Genomic DNA, 13,173 nt, shown 5'->3' with positions numbered 1-13,173 from the left:
CATTCCGCGCCAAGCCCAGATCTCTAAGCCGTGGAGGGCGGCGAGGTGAACAAGGCAGCCATCACAATCAAAGATGTCGCTCGCGAAGCCCGGGTCTCCGTGGCCACGGTCTCGCGTGCCCTGAACGGTCATGAAAATGTCGCCGAGCCCGTGCGCAAGCTGGTGCTGGAGGTGGCGGCGCGCCTGCGCTACACCCCGCACGCGGCGGCCCGCAGCCTGAGCAGCCGGCGCACCAACACCATCGGTGTGGTGCTGCCCGACCTGTACGGCGAGTTCTTCTCCGAGCTGATGCGCGGCATCGACAACGTGGCCCGTGCGCGCCGCCAGCACCTGCTGGTGTCCAGCTACCACGGCGACCAGGAGCAGCAGGGGGCCGCGCTGCGCGCCATGCGCGGCCGGGTGGATGGCCTGCTGGTGCTGTCACCGTACGCCGAAAGCCCGGGCTTCCTGACGGACAACCTGCCGCAGTCCCTGCCGACGGTGCTGATCAATACCTATCTGCCCGAGCAGGATCATCCGGTGCTGAGCATCGATGACCATGCCGGTGCGATGGCCATGACCCGCCACCTGCTGGAAGTCGGCCATCGCCGTATCGCATTCATTTCCGGTCCGGATCTCAACTACGACGCCCGTGAGCGCCTGCGCGGTTTCCGCGATGCGCTGGCCGCATTCGGCGATGCTGCCGACGGGATCGAGTTGCCCGGTGACTTTGACGAAGCTTCCGGCCATCGCGCCGGACAGGAGTTGCTGGCAGCCGGCACGCTGCCCGATGCGGTGTTTGCCGCCAACGACATGATGGCGCTGGGGTGTCTGTACGCCTTCGCGCAGGCGGGCATCCGTGTTCCGCTCGATGTCGCACTGGCGGGTTTCGATGACATTCCGCTGGCACGTTTCGTTCACCCGTCGTTGACGACGATGCAGGTGAGTATCGCCGACCTCGGCGATAGAGCCGCGACGCGCCTGTTGCAGTTGATGGATGGCAACAACACGGAAGGGGCCGGCGACAAGCAGACGCTGGTGCCGACCCTGATCGTGCGTGATTCGAGCAGGTCCAGATCCGAGCAGTAATCCGGCCGCGAGGCCGGGCGTACATCCACTTCAAAAAAACAATACAGGGGCCGCAATGACGGCCACCACCACCCGGAGAGTTACATGACGTATTCCAATCACCGCAATCGTGCGCCGGCCCGTCGCCTGCTGACCACCGCACTGGTCAGCTGTCTGATGCTGGGCGCTGCGCCGGACCTGATGGCGCAGTCGGCCAACGCCTCGCTGCGTGGCCAGGTTGCACAGGCCGAGGCCGGCACCGAAGTCATCGCGACCAACGTCGCCACCGGTACCGTGCGCCGCGGCACCATCCGTGCCGATGGCAGCTACTCGCTGATGGGCCTGGACCCGGGTACCTATGATGTTGTGGCCAACGGCCAGACCCAGAAAGTGACCGTGACCGTGGCCTCGACCGCGACGCTGAACTTCAGCGGCGCGCCGGCCAACGGCAGCACCGCCAATGCCACCAACCTGGACACGGTCAACGTGGTTGCGCCGACCCTGCTGCAGGAAGTGCGTACCTCCGAAGTGGGCAAGACCGTCAGCCTGCAGCAGATCCAGACCACCCCGCAGGTGTCGCGCAACTTCCTGGAATTCGCCGACGCGGTCCCGGGCCTGATCTTCACCCGCGACGCCAAGGGCAACACCTCGCTGCGCGGCGGTGCCACCAACTCCGACGGTACCAACGTGTACATCGATGGCGTGGGCCAGAAGAGCTACGTCAAGGGCGGCGGCGTCGCCGGCCAGTCCGGCAGCGCCGGCAACCCGTTCCCGCAGCTGGCGATCGGTGAATACAAGGTCATCAGCGGCAACTACAAGGCCGAGTACGGCCAGGTCTCCAGCGCGGCCGTGACCGCGGCGACCAAGTCCGGTACCAACGAGTTCAAGGGTGAAACCTTCTACCGTTACACCGATGAGGACATGCGCGCCAAGACCCCGGCCGAGCGCCAGGGCGGCAACGACAAGATGGTGTCGGCCGAGAAGGAATACGGTTTCGCCCTGGGCGGCCCGATCATCCAGGACAAGGCCCACTTCTTTGTGACCTATGAAGCCAAGCGCTTCGACCTGCCGGTCACCATCGCGCCGGATGGCGCGGTCACCGGTGCTGCCGGCCTGCTGCCGCCCGATGGCGCCGCCGGCCTCGGCCCGGCCAGCCAGCCGTTCCAGCAGGACCTGATCTTCGCCAAGATCGACTTCGAGCCGACCGACAACGATCGCATCGAGCTGACCTTCCAGGACCGCGATGAAACCCAGTCGCAGTTCAGCGGCCAGACCTCGCCGGAAGCCGGCCGTGAAGTGGTCAACACCGACCGTCGTTACGCCCTGCGCTGGAATCACAGCGGCGAGCGTTACTACAACGAAATGATGGTCACCCATGAAGATTCGTTCAACAACCCGACCCCGCTGACCCTGGCCAACGGCATCACCTACACCGCACCGGACGGCACCGAAGACCGCACCGTGGTGAAGATCGGTGGCGCATCGGCGCTGGATTCTCAGGTGAAGGGCCAGAAGGGCTGGTCGATCGAAGACAACCTGACCCTGGATGGCATCCAGTGGATGGGCGACCACACCATCAAGATGGGCGCGAAGTACAAGCAGATCGACCTGTACGCATCCGATGCCGCGCAGATCAATCCGACCTTCACCTACAGCCTGGGCGATCCGGACTTCCCGTCTTCCATTCCGTACAAGGCGCAGTTCGTCAAGCCGGTAACCGGCGTGTCGGGCGTGTCCGGCGAAGTGCGTTCGAAGTCCAAGCAGATCGGCCTGTTCATCCAGGACGACTGGCAGGTCAATGACCACCTGCAGCTCAACCTCGGCCTGCGCTGGGACTACGAGAAGACCCCGTCCTACCTGGACTTCGTGACCCCGCAGCAGGTGGTCGACGCGATCTACTCGCAGGATCCGCGCGCCCCCGCCGGCCAGACCTACGCCGATTCGCTGGCGCTGGGCGGTCTGGACATCAGCGACTACATCAGCACCGGCAAGAACCGCAAGGCATTCAAGGATGCCTGGCAGCCGCGCCTGGGCTTCTCGTATGACATCAACGCCGACGAGCAGCACGTGATCCACGGTGGTGCCGGCCGTTCGTACGATCGCGACCTGTTCGACAACCTGCAGCTGGAAACCACCAAGCTGGCGCTGCCGCAGCCGACCATCTACTTCCGCAACCCGGCCACCGGCACCTGCATCAACGGCCAGGCCGCCTGCTATGACTGGAACCCGGCCCTGCTCAACGGCATCGGCAACCTGCAGAACCTCGTGGGTGCCACCAGCAATGCCGGTCTGGAAGTGGATCTGCTGAACAACAACCTGAAGGCTCCGTACTCGGATCAGTTCAGCCTGGGCATGAGCAATCAGATCGGTGAGTGGCTGACCGACGCCACGATCGCCCGCACGCTGAGCTACGACGGCTTCGCCTTCACCCTGGGCAACCGCTACCCGACCGGCCAGTTCTTCGATGACCCGCGCCTGTGCGGCGGTTCCGACCCGGGCCTGAGCCAGGCCTGGAGCTGCAACGTGCCGGGCTTCGGCAGCCTGATCATCGGCCAGCAGGGCATCAAGACCCGTGCGACCCAGGTCCTGCTGTCGGCGCAGAAGCCGTTCACCAAGGAAAGCGGCTGGGGCACCTCGGTCGCCTACACCTGGACCACCGCGCGCCACAACCGCGACATCAATGAGAAGTACGCGTTCGACCGCGGCCTGATCAGCGAGTACCCGACCATCCGCTCGAACGGCGCGCCGCGCCACCGCCTGGTGGTCACCGGTTCGTACGCCGGCTTCTGGGGCATCACCTTCGGTGGCAAGATCACCCTGGCGACCCCGACCGCCGTCAACGACTGGTACCCGGTGCCGCAGGCCAGCGGCTACAACCTGCCGACGCCGCAGGCGGCTGTGCCCAACGCCAATGGCAAGTTCCTGCTGGGTGGCAAGATCTTCGGCTACCGTTCGGTCGATCTGCAGGCGACGAAGACGTTCAAGATGGCGGGCGATACCGAGCTGTACGCTCGCCTGGACATCATCAACGTGTTCAACTTCGACAACTTCTCCACCTACAACTACGTCAAGACCAACGGCAAGCTGGAGGCCAGCTACAACGAGACCGGCGAAATCATTGGTACGCCGCGTCAGGTCAAGGCGGAAGTCGGCTTCCGCTTCTGATCGCATTACCCGGCATCGCCTTCGCAGGCGATGCCGGGGCAGCACCGCCGGCCGGCCCCTGGCCGACCGGCGGACTGCACAGGCGCTTGCCCATCGGCGATGGACAAGCGCGTGTGCGGCAGGTAGCCCGCGTTGCCCGGACAGACTGGATCCGCCCTCGACACGCGGATTTTTTTTGCGTCGGGTCTGTAAACGATTTCAATCTGGTTGAGGCTATGCTCTCCAGCACGAACATGCGAAAAGGTGGTGGTCGATGAATGCACGTCGGGTGGTGACGCTGACTTTGCTGTCCGCAGCGATCGTCGGCTGCCAGAAGGCGCCGGAACAACCGGCCAAGCCCAAGCCTCCGGTCATTCTGGTGGAGGCCGATGCGCCGCCGCGTCCGATGAAGCCCGAACTGCCGCCGCTGTTCGACGACATCGAGCGCCGCACCTTCCAGTTTTTCTGGGACACCACCAACGAAGTCAACGGACTCAGCCCGGATCGCTTCCCGTCGCGCCCATTCGCCAGCATCGCCTCGGTGGGGTACGCGCTGACCGCCTATCCGATCGGCATCGAGAATGGCTGGGTCAGCCGCACCCAGGCGGTGGACCGCACCCTGCTGACGCTGAAGTTCTTCCGCGACCTGCCGATGGGGCCGCAGCGCACCGGCAAGGGCGGTTACAAGGGCTTCTACTACCACTTCCTGGACATGCAGCAGGGCCGCCGGTACGACAGCTGGGTCGAGCTGTCCAGCGTGGATACCGCGCTGCTGATGATGGGCGTGCTGTTCGCGCAGTCCTACTACAGTGGCGATGACCCGCGAGAGAAAGAGATCCGCGAGATCGCCGATACGCTGTACAAGCGCGTGGACTGGCCCTGGCTGCAGCAGCGTGCGCCGCTGATCTCGATGGGCTGGTTCCCGGAGAGCGGCTTCATCGACCACGACTGGATGGGCTACAACGAGGCGATGATGGTCTACATCCTCGCGCTCGGTTCGCCGACCCATCCGGTCAGTCCTGACGCATGGACGGTGTGGACGCGCACCTACGACAACGACTGGGGCGTCTACCAGGGCCAGGAATACCTGTCCTTCGGCCCGCTGTTCGGTCACCAGTACACGCACGTGTGGGTGGATTTCCGCGACATCCAGGACGCCTACATGCGCGAGCGGGGCAGCACCTACTTCCTCAACAGCCGGTCGGCCGCGCTGGCCCAGCGCGAGTACGCCATCGCCAACCCGATGAACTGGAAGGACTACGGCGAGAACGTGTGGGGCCTGACTGCCAGCGATGGCCCGCAGAACACCACGCAGGAGTATCGCGGCGAGCAGCGCCAGTTCCGGCACTACTCCTCGCGCGGCGCCGGCCTGCGCGAGAACTTCGACGACGGCACCATCGCGCCGACCGCGGCGATCGCCTCGATCGTGTTCGCGCCGGAAGAGGTGATCCCGGCCACCGAAGAGATGCACAAGCGCTACGGCGACTACATCTATTCCAGCTACGGCTTCCTGGACTCGTTCAATCCCAGCTTCAACTACGACATCCCGATCAAGACCGGGCGCCTGGTGCCGGACCGTGGCTGGGTGGCCAGCGACTACATCGGCATCGACCAGGGGCCGATCCTGACCATGATCGCCAATTACCGGAACGATTTCGTCTGGGACGTGATGAAGAAGAACCCGCATATCCGCAAGGGGCTGGAGCGCGCCGGTTTCAGTGGCGGCTGGCTGACCCCGGAAGGCGAGACGGCGCCGACGACGCTGCAGAAGGATGAGAAAGCAGCGTCGGCACGATCGGTCGGCATCGCCGAATCGCGCGCGGCCGCGGCGCAGGAACAGAAGAACAACACCAACCGCAACCAGCCTCAAGGGAAGTAAGCAGTGCCATTGTCGTCGCGCCCCACGCTGGGTCTGAGTCTGTTGCTGCTGCTGGTCGGCAGCCTGTTGTTGAGTGCCTGCCGGAAAGAGCCGGAAGGCGTCACCGTGCGTTTCTGGGCGATGGGCCGCGAGGCCGAGGTCGTGACCGGCCTGATCCGCGAATTCGAGGCGGAGAACCCGGGCATCCATGTCGATGTGCAGAATATTCCGTGGACAGCGGCGCATGAGAAGCTGCTGACCGCCTTCGCCGCCGATGGGCTGCCGGACGTGTGCCAGCTCGGCAACACCTGGATTCCCGAGTTCGCCGAACTCAACACGCTGACCCCGCTGCAGCCGTATGTGGCGAAGTCCACGGTGGTGGACCCGACCGACTATTTCCAGGGCATCTGGGATACCAACGTCATCCACGACGAACTGGTGGGCGTGCCGTGGTATGTCGATACCCGCCTGCTGTACTACCGCAAGGACCTGCTGGCCAAGGCCGGTTTCGATCATCCGCCGCGGACGTGGGCCGAATGGAATGCGATGATGGCGGCCATCAAGACGATGCAGGGCGCCAACCGCTACGCCGTGCTGATGCCGATCAACGAATTCGAGCAGCAGTTGTCGCTGGCCCTGCAGCAGCCGGACCCGCTGCTGCGCGACAACGATACCCGTGGCAACTTCCGCAGCCCCGGCTTCCGCCGCACGCTGGCCTTCTACGAGAACATGTTCGCCCAGGGCTGGGCGCCGCGCATGTCCGAAACCCAGATCTCCAATGTCTGGGACGAGTTCTTCCGCGGGTTCAATGTGTTCTACGTCTCGGGCCCCTGGAACATCCGTGAGTTCAAGAAGCTGCAGCCGGCGGCGCTGGAAGGCCAGTGGGGCACCGCCGCACTGCCGGGCCCGGACGGTCCGGGCGCCGGCATCGCCGGCGGCACCAGCCTGGTGATTTTCCGCTCCTCGCAGCAGAAGGAGGCGTCCTGGAAGCTGATCGAGTTCCTGTCGCGCCCGCAGATCCAGCAGCGTTTCCATTCCATCATCGGCGATCTTCCGCCGCGTCGCAGCGCCTGGGCATACCCCTCGCTGGCCAACGATCCGCTGGCACAGCCGTTCCGCGATCAGCTCGAGCGGGTCAAGCCGACCCCGAAGGTGCTGGAGTGGGAGCGGATCGCGCAGGAAATGCGCATCACCACCGAGCAGGTGGTGCGTGGTGGACTCAATCAGGATGCGGCCGTGACCGAACTGGACAACCGCGTGGACAAGATCCTCGCCAAACGACGCTGGATTGAAGCGCAGAAGCAGCAGGAGGCCCGCCCATGAAGCAGCGTTCGCTTGCCGGCTGGATGTTCGCCGGCCCGGCCATCCTGGTGATCGGCGTGTTCTTCGGCCTGCCGGTGTTGTCGGCGCTGGCGCTGAGCATCACCGACTTCGACCTGTATTCGCTGTCGGACAGCGCCAACCTGCGGTTCGTCGGGTTGGGCAACTACATCGATCTGCTGCAGACCCCGATGTTCTGGAAGTCGCTGTGGAACACCACCTACTTCGTGATCGTGGGTGTGCCGCTGTCCATCGGCGTATCGCTGGGCGCGGCCATGCTGCTCAACGCGCCGGCGGCCCGTTTCAAGGCGCTGTTCCGTACGGCGCTGTTTGCCCCGGTGGTCACCACCCTGGTGGCGGTGGCGGTGATCTGGCGCTACCTGTTCCACACCAGCTACGGCCTGGTGAACTATGGCCTGGGGCACCTGGGGATCAGCCCGATCGACTGGCTTGGCGATCCCAACTGGGCGATGCCGACCATCATGCTGTTCGCCGTATGGAAGAACTTCGGCTACAACATGGTGATCTTCCTGGCCGGCCTGCAGGCGATTCCGCACGATCTGTACGAAGCCGCGCGCATCGACGGTGCCTCGCGCTGGAAGCAGTTCCTGCACATCACCCTGCCAATGCTCGGCCCGGTGCTGCTGGTGGTCGGGGTGATCACCGTGTCCGGCTATTTCCAGCTGTTTGCCGAACCGTACGTCATGACCCGCGGCGACCCACTGCAGAGCACCGTGAGCGTGTTGTATTTCATGTTTGAAGAGGGCTTCAAGTGGTGGAACCTGGGACGCGCCTCCGCGGTGGCGTTCCTGCTGTTCCTGATCATCCTGGCGGTGACCACGTTGATGCTGCGTTTCGGCCGCAAGAGGCAGTTGGTATGAGTCGTGAAATCGGTCAATCGCGCTGGCATGCATGGTGGGTCAACGGTGGCCTGACCGTGCTGGCGCTGGTCAGCCTGGCGCCGCTGCTGTGGATGCTGTCGGTGTCGTTCATGCCGACCGGCGAGGCGGCGCACTTCCCGCCGCCGCTGCTGCCGTCCTCGGTGACCACCGCGAACTACCACGAGCTGTTCGCGCGGACCGGCATGGGCAACAACTTCGTCAACAGCCTGCTGGTGTCGCTGGCGATCACGTTGGGCTCGCTGCTGCTCAACACAATGGCCGGCTATGCCTTCGCCAAGCTGCGCTTCGTCGGCCGCGAGCGCATCTTCCAGCTGCTGCTGGCAGCGCTGGTCATCCCGGCGCAGGTGGCGATGCTGCCGCTGTTCCTGCTGATGAAGCAGCTGGGCCTGGTCAACAACTTCGGCGGGGTGATCGTGCCGGCGCTGGCCACCGTGTTCGGCATCTTCCTGGTCCGTCAGTACGCCCGGTCGATCCCGGACGAACTGCTGGAAGCGGCGCGCATTGACGGGGCAGGGGAGCTGCGGATCTTCTTCCAGATCGTGCTGCCGATGCTCAAGCCGGTGCTCGTGACACTTTCGATCTTCACCTTCATGGGCTCGTGGAACGACTTCATGTGGCCGTTGATCGTGCTGACCGACCAGGAGCATTACACTCTGCCGGTCGCCCTGGCCACACTCTCGCGCGAACACATCATGGACGTTGAAATGATGATGGCCGGTGCGGTGGTCACGGTGGTTCCGGTGCTGGCACTGTTCCTGGTGCTGCAGCGCTACTACATCCAAGGTCTGCTGCTGGGGAGTGTCAAAGGGTGAAGCGAGTCGTCGTCGCGGTGGGTCTGGGTCTGGTCTGGTCACTGGCGGCCGCGGCCGCACCGCCGGCGACGCCGGCTGCACCCCGGGTGCTGGACGGCTTCGACGACATGTCGCCGTGGAAGCTGGTGCTGTCCGACCAGGTCAGCGGCTCGCTGCGCAGCGTCGCCGGCCTCGGCGGCGGGCGCGCGCTGTGCCTGGACTACGACTTCCATGACGTCTCCGGGTATGTCGGCATCCGCCGCGAGCTGGCCGTGGAGTGGCCGGGCAACTATCAGGTCGGTTTCCAGCTGCGCGGCGATTCGCCGTCCAACGACCTGCAGTTCAAGCTGATCGATGCCAGCGGGGACAACGTGTGGTGGGTCAACCGCCCCGGTTTTGTCTTTCCCAAGGCGTGGACCGGCGTGCAGTACCGCAAGCGCCACATTGACAAGGCCTGGGGGCCGGGTACCGAGAAGACGCTGACCCGCAGCGCCGCCGTGGAGTTCACCCTCTACAGCAAGGTCGGCGGCAAGGGCACGGTGTGCTTCGACCGCCTCACCCTGCAGGCCCTGCCACCGGAAGACACCAGTGCGTTGACGCCGTCGGTGATCGCCGACACCGCCACCGCGCTGCAGAACCGCATCGTCGATGGCAAGCCGGACACGGTCTGGATCAGTGGCGGGGTCGCCGAACAGACCATCAGCCTAGACCTGCACAAGGTCCGCGAGTTCGGTGGCGCGGTGATCCAATGGTTGCCGGGGCTGGAGGCCACGCGCTACACCGTGCGCTCCTCGCAGGACGGACGCAGCTGGAAGACGCTGCGCGAGGTCACCGCCGGTGGCGGCGGCCGCGACTGGCTGGCGCTGCCGGAAACCGAAGCGCGTTACCTGCGCTTCGACCTCAAGGGCGGCCCGAACTGGCGCTACGGCATCCGCGACATCGGGTTGAAGCCGCTGGATTTCGCCGACACCCCCAATGACTTCATCCAGTCGGTCGGTTCGGATCTGCCGCGTGGCTCGGTGCCGCGCGGCTTCAGCGGCGAGCAGCCCTACTGGACCCTGCTGGGGCTGGACGGCGGCCGCGAGCAGGCGCTGATCGGCGAAGATGGCGCGCTGGAGGTGGCGAAGTCCAGCTTCAGCGTTGAACCGTTCGTGCTGGTGGACAACAAGCTGCTCACCTGGGCGGACGTGAAGAGCCGGCAATCGCTGCAGGACGGCTATCTGCCGATCGCCAGCGTGGACTGGGCCCACGACAAGGCCGCGCTGCAGGTGACCGGTTTCGTGCAGGGGCGGCCGGACAACGCGCAGTTGATCGGCCGCTACACCCTGCGCAACCCGGACAAGGTGGCCCACGAGTACACGTTGGCGCTGGCCGTGCGGCCGTGGCAGGTCAATCCGCCGACCCAGTTCCTCAACACCGTGGGCGGCTTCAGCCGGATCGACGCACTCGCGGTGGACCCGACCCATGTCGACGTCAACGGTACCCCGCGCATCCATGCCGTGCAGCCGGCCGATGCGGCCTTCGCCACCGCCTTCGACAGCAAGCTGGAGGTGATGCACCTGGCCAGCGGCAAACTTCCGGAGACCCGCGAGGTCAAGGACAGCACCGGGCTGGCCTCCGGCGCGCTGCTGTACCGCTTTAAGCTGGCACCCGGCGAAACCCGCGAGGTGGCCTTGGTCCTCCCGCAGACCGGTACCTGGGCCATGCCCAAGGGGTTCGACGCCGCCAAGGCCCAGCAGCAGGTGGCCTCGATGTGGCGCACCCGGCTGGACCAGGTGAAGCTGCAGGTACCCGACGCCGGCAAGCCGCTGGTGGATACGCTGCGCACCGCGCTGGCGCACATGCTGATCTCGCGCATCGGCCCGAGCCTGCAGCCGGGCACGCGTTCGTACTCGCGCAGCTGGATCCGCGACGGCGCGATGATTTCCGAGGGTCTGCTGCGCATGGGCCGCAATGACGCGGTGCGCGATTACGTGAGCTGGTATGCGCCGTACCAGTTCGACAACGGCAAGGTGCCGTGCTGCGTGGATGCGCGCGGCAGCGACCCGGTGCCGGAGAACGACAGCCACGGTGAGCTGATCTTCAACATTGCCGAGTACTGGCGCTACACCGGCGACACCGCCTTCCTGGAGCAGATGTGGCCGCACGTGCAGGGCGCGTTCAACTACATGGAACAGCTGCGCCTGAGCGAGCGCACCGAAGAGAACCGGGCACGCAATCCGGCGTTCTACGGGATGATGCCGGCCTCGATCAGCCACGAAGGCTATTCGGCCAAGCCGATGCATTCGTACTGGGACAACTTCTGGGCGCTGCGCGGCTACAAGGATGCGGCGATCATCGCCACGGCGCTGGGCAAGGCCGAAGCGCTGCAGATGAGCGAATCGCGCGATCAGTTCCGTGACGATCTGCAGGCCTCGCTGCAGGCCGCGGTCGCGCTGCACAAGATCGACTACCTGCCTGGCTCGGCCGAACTGGGTGACTTCGACGCCACCTCCACCACCATCGCGCTGGCACCGGGCGGTGAGCAGGGGCGTCTGCCGCAGCCGTACCTGGACAACACGTTCGAGCGCTACTGGAGCCAGTTCGTGGAACGGCGCGACGGCAAGCGGGAATGGAAGGACTACACCCCGTACGAGTGGCGCAATGTCGCCGCGTTCGTACGCCTGGGCTGGCGCGACCGCGCCTGGCAGGCCACCGGGTTCTTCTTCAATGATCGCGCCCCGCAGGCCTGGAACCAGTGGGCCGAAGTGGTGTCGCACACCCCGCGCAAACCGTTCTTTGTCGGCGACCTGCCGCATGCCTGGGTTGCCTCGGACTTCGTCCGCTCGGCGCTGGACATGTTCGCCTACAACCGCGACCTCGACGACAGCCTGGTGCTGGCGGCCGGCGTGCCGGTGCGCTGGCTGGAAGGCAAGGGCATCGCCGTACAGGGGTTGCGCACGCCCAACGGCCAGTTGAACTACGCACTGAGCCGCAGCGAGAAGCAGCTGACCCTCACCGTGTCGGCCGGCCTGGTGGCCCCGCCCGGTGGCGTGGTGCTGCCGTGGCCGTACAGCGGTGAACCCGGCGGGACCACCATCAACGGCGAACCGGCCCAGTGGGAAGGCAAGGAACTGCGGGTGATGCAGCTGCCGGCCACCGTCCAGATCGACATTCCGGCGGCGGTACGCCGGGCAGAACGCAAGGCACCGTAATGACGCACCTGTTGAACCGATGGGGACGCCGCGGCAGCCGTTGCCTCGCTGTGTGTCTGCTGGCGTTGCTGGCACTGGCTGAAGCGGCCGCCGCAGCGGAGCCTGCCCAAGCGCCGTCGTCGGGCATGACAATGGTGACGTTCAACCTGCACCATGACCGCGAGGACTGGCCGGCGCGCCGTGAGGTGATCCTGCGCGAGCTCAAGGCACTGCGTCCGGATGCGATCGCGCTGCAGGAAGTGATCCAGAAGCCGAAGGTGCGCAACCAGGCGCAGTGGCTGGCACGCAGACTTGGGTACGACTACCAGTTCGTCTCCACCGACCCGCCAGGTGCCTCCAAACGCTACGGCAACGCACTGTTGACCGCGCGCCCCGTGCTGGCGCGCAACGACCATCTGCTCGCCCCGCTTACCGACTACCGCACGGTGGCGCACCTGCGGATCGCGGTCGATGGCCAGCCGGTGAACGTGTACGCCACCCATCTCAACGAGCGCTCCGATGACAGCGGCAGCCGCATCCGTGGCGAACAGGTGGCCGATCTGCTGGCCTTCATCGCCGCCACGTCGGACGACGCGCCGGTGGTGATCGCCGGGGATTTCAACGCGCTGGTCGATGCGGGCGATCTGAGCGCGCTGCGCAACCACTACGGCGACAGCTACGGCAGCGTGCACGTCAATGATCTCGCGGCGGTCAGCACGCTCAACCGGCACTACTACCAGGCGCCCTCGCGGATCGACCACATCTTCTTCCAGCAGGATCGGCTGATCGCGCGCGAAGCCCGGCTGCTGTTCGATCAGCCCTACGCGGAAGGCCGCTGGGCATCGGACCACTACGGCGTGTGGACGCGCCTGCAGTTCGCGCCGCGCGCGGCGGCTCCGGCGGCCACCGCTCCCTGATCGACGGCCGCGTGGCAGGCG

Annotated in this window: 8 protein-coding genes; all 8 read left to right on the top strand. The window is 65.6% G+C overall.

The window, feature by feature from the left end; genetic code table 11:
• Positions 1-30 precede the first annotated feature (30 nt).
• The 8 genes from ACPEH1_RS11070 to ACPEH1_RS11035 all read left to right on the top strand — a co-directional run bounded on the left by ACPEH1_RS11070 (position 31) and on the right by ACPEH1_RS11035 (position 13,152).
• Complete coding sequence (locus tag ACPEH1_RS11070) at positions 31-1,068, top strand: LacI family DNA-binding transcriptional regulator (RefSeq protein WP_017357398.1); 1,038 nt, start codon at positions 31-33, stop codon at positions 1,066-1,068.
• An 84-nt stretch (positions 1,069-1,152) separates the two neighbouring features.
• Entirely contained in the window at positions 1,153-4,212 is a 3,060-nt protein-coding gene (locus ACPEH1_RS11065) for a TonB-dependent receptor (protein ID WP_017357397.1), read from the top strand.
• Positions 4,213-4,465: 253 nt separating this feature from the next.
• On the top strand, positions 4,466-6,070 hold the full coding sequence (locus ACPEH1_RS11060; protein WP_017357396.1) for a glucoamylase family protein: 1,605 nt from the start codon (positions 4,466-4,468) through the stop codon (positions 6,068-6,070).
• Between the two features lie 27 nt (positions 6,071-6,097).
• Positions 6,098-7,372 carry a sugar ABC transporter substrate-binding protein gene (locus tag ACPEH1_RS11055; RefSeq protein ID WP_423715796.1) on the top strand — a complete coding sequence of 425 codons (1,275 nt, stop codon included), beginning with the start codon at positions 6,098-6,100 and terminating at the stop codon, positions 7,370-7,372.
• Positions 7,369-8,250, top strand: a complete 882-nt coding sequence (locus ACPEH1_RS11050) for a carbohydrate ABC transporter permease (protein ID WP_017357394.1) — start codon at positions 7,369-7,371, stop codon at positions 8,248-8,250. Before ACPEH1_RS11055 ends, ACPEH1_RS11050 begins: the two co-directional genes overlap by 4 nt.
• The gene (locus ACPEH1_RS11045; RefSeq protein ID WP_017357393.1) at positions 8,247-9,083 is read left to right on the top strand and encodes a carbohydrate ABC transporter permease; all 837 of its coding nucleotides are present in this window, start codon (positions 8,247-8,249) and stop codon (positions 9,081-9,083) included. The genes ACPEH1_RS11050 and ACPEH1_RS11045 overlap by 4 nt, the downstream gene beginning before the upstream one ends.
• Positions 9,080-12,256, top strand: coding sequence for a discoidin domain-containing protein (locus ACPEH1_RS11040; RefSeq protein ID WP_313274379.1), 3,177 nt, complete (start codon positions 9,080-9,082; stop codon positions 12,254-12,256). The genes ACPEH1_RS11045 and ACPEH1_RS11040 overlap by 4 nt, the downstream gene beginning before the upstream one ends.
• Positions 12,256-13,152 (top strand): endonuclease/exonuclease/phosphatase family protein, encoded by an 897-nt coding sequence (locus ACPEH1_RS11035; protein WP_136003310.1) that lies wholly within the window; start codon positions 12,256-12,258, stop codon positions 13,150-13,152. The genes ACPEH1_RS11040 and ACPEH1_RS11035 overlap by 1 nt, the downstream gene beginning before the upstream one ends.
• Positions 13,153-13,173: the final 21 nt, after the last annotated feature.

Origin of the sequence: Stenotrophomonas sp. NPDC077421, from assembly GCF_049545505.1 — a bacterium.
Taxonomy (GTDB): domain Bacteria; phylum Pseudomonadota; class Gammaproteobacteria; order Xanthomonadales; family Xanthomonadaceae; genus Stenotrophomonas; species Stenotrophomonas nematodicola.
This window is presented reverse-complemented; position numbering and strand designations above follow the sequence as displayed.

What these genes read in the sequence shown, in the direction of transcription:
- ACPEH1_RS11065 (WP_017357397.1), top strand. Translation starts at nt 1,153, where the DNA reads ATGACGTATTCCAATCACCGCAATCGTGCGCCGGCCCGTCGCCTGCTG.
- ACPEH1_RS11060 (WP_017357396.1), top strand. Translation starts at nt 4,466, where the DNA reads ATGAATGCACGTCGGGTGGTGACGCTGACTTTGCTGTCCGCAGCGATC.
- ACPEH1_RS11050 (WP_017357394.1), top strand. Translation starts at nt 7,369, where the DNA reads ATGAAGCAGCGTTCGCTTGCCGGCTGGATGTTCGCCGGCCCGGCCATC.
- ACPEH1_RS11045 (WP_017357393.1), top strand. Translation starts at nt 8,247, where the DNA reads ATGAGTCGTGAAATCGGTCAATCGCGCTGGCATGCATGGTGGGTCAAC.
- ACPEH1_RS11035 (WP_136003310.1), top strand. Translation starts at nt 12,256, where the DNA reads ATGACGCACCTGTTGAACCGATGGGGACGCCGCGGCAGCCGTTGCCTC.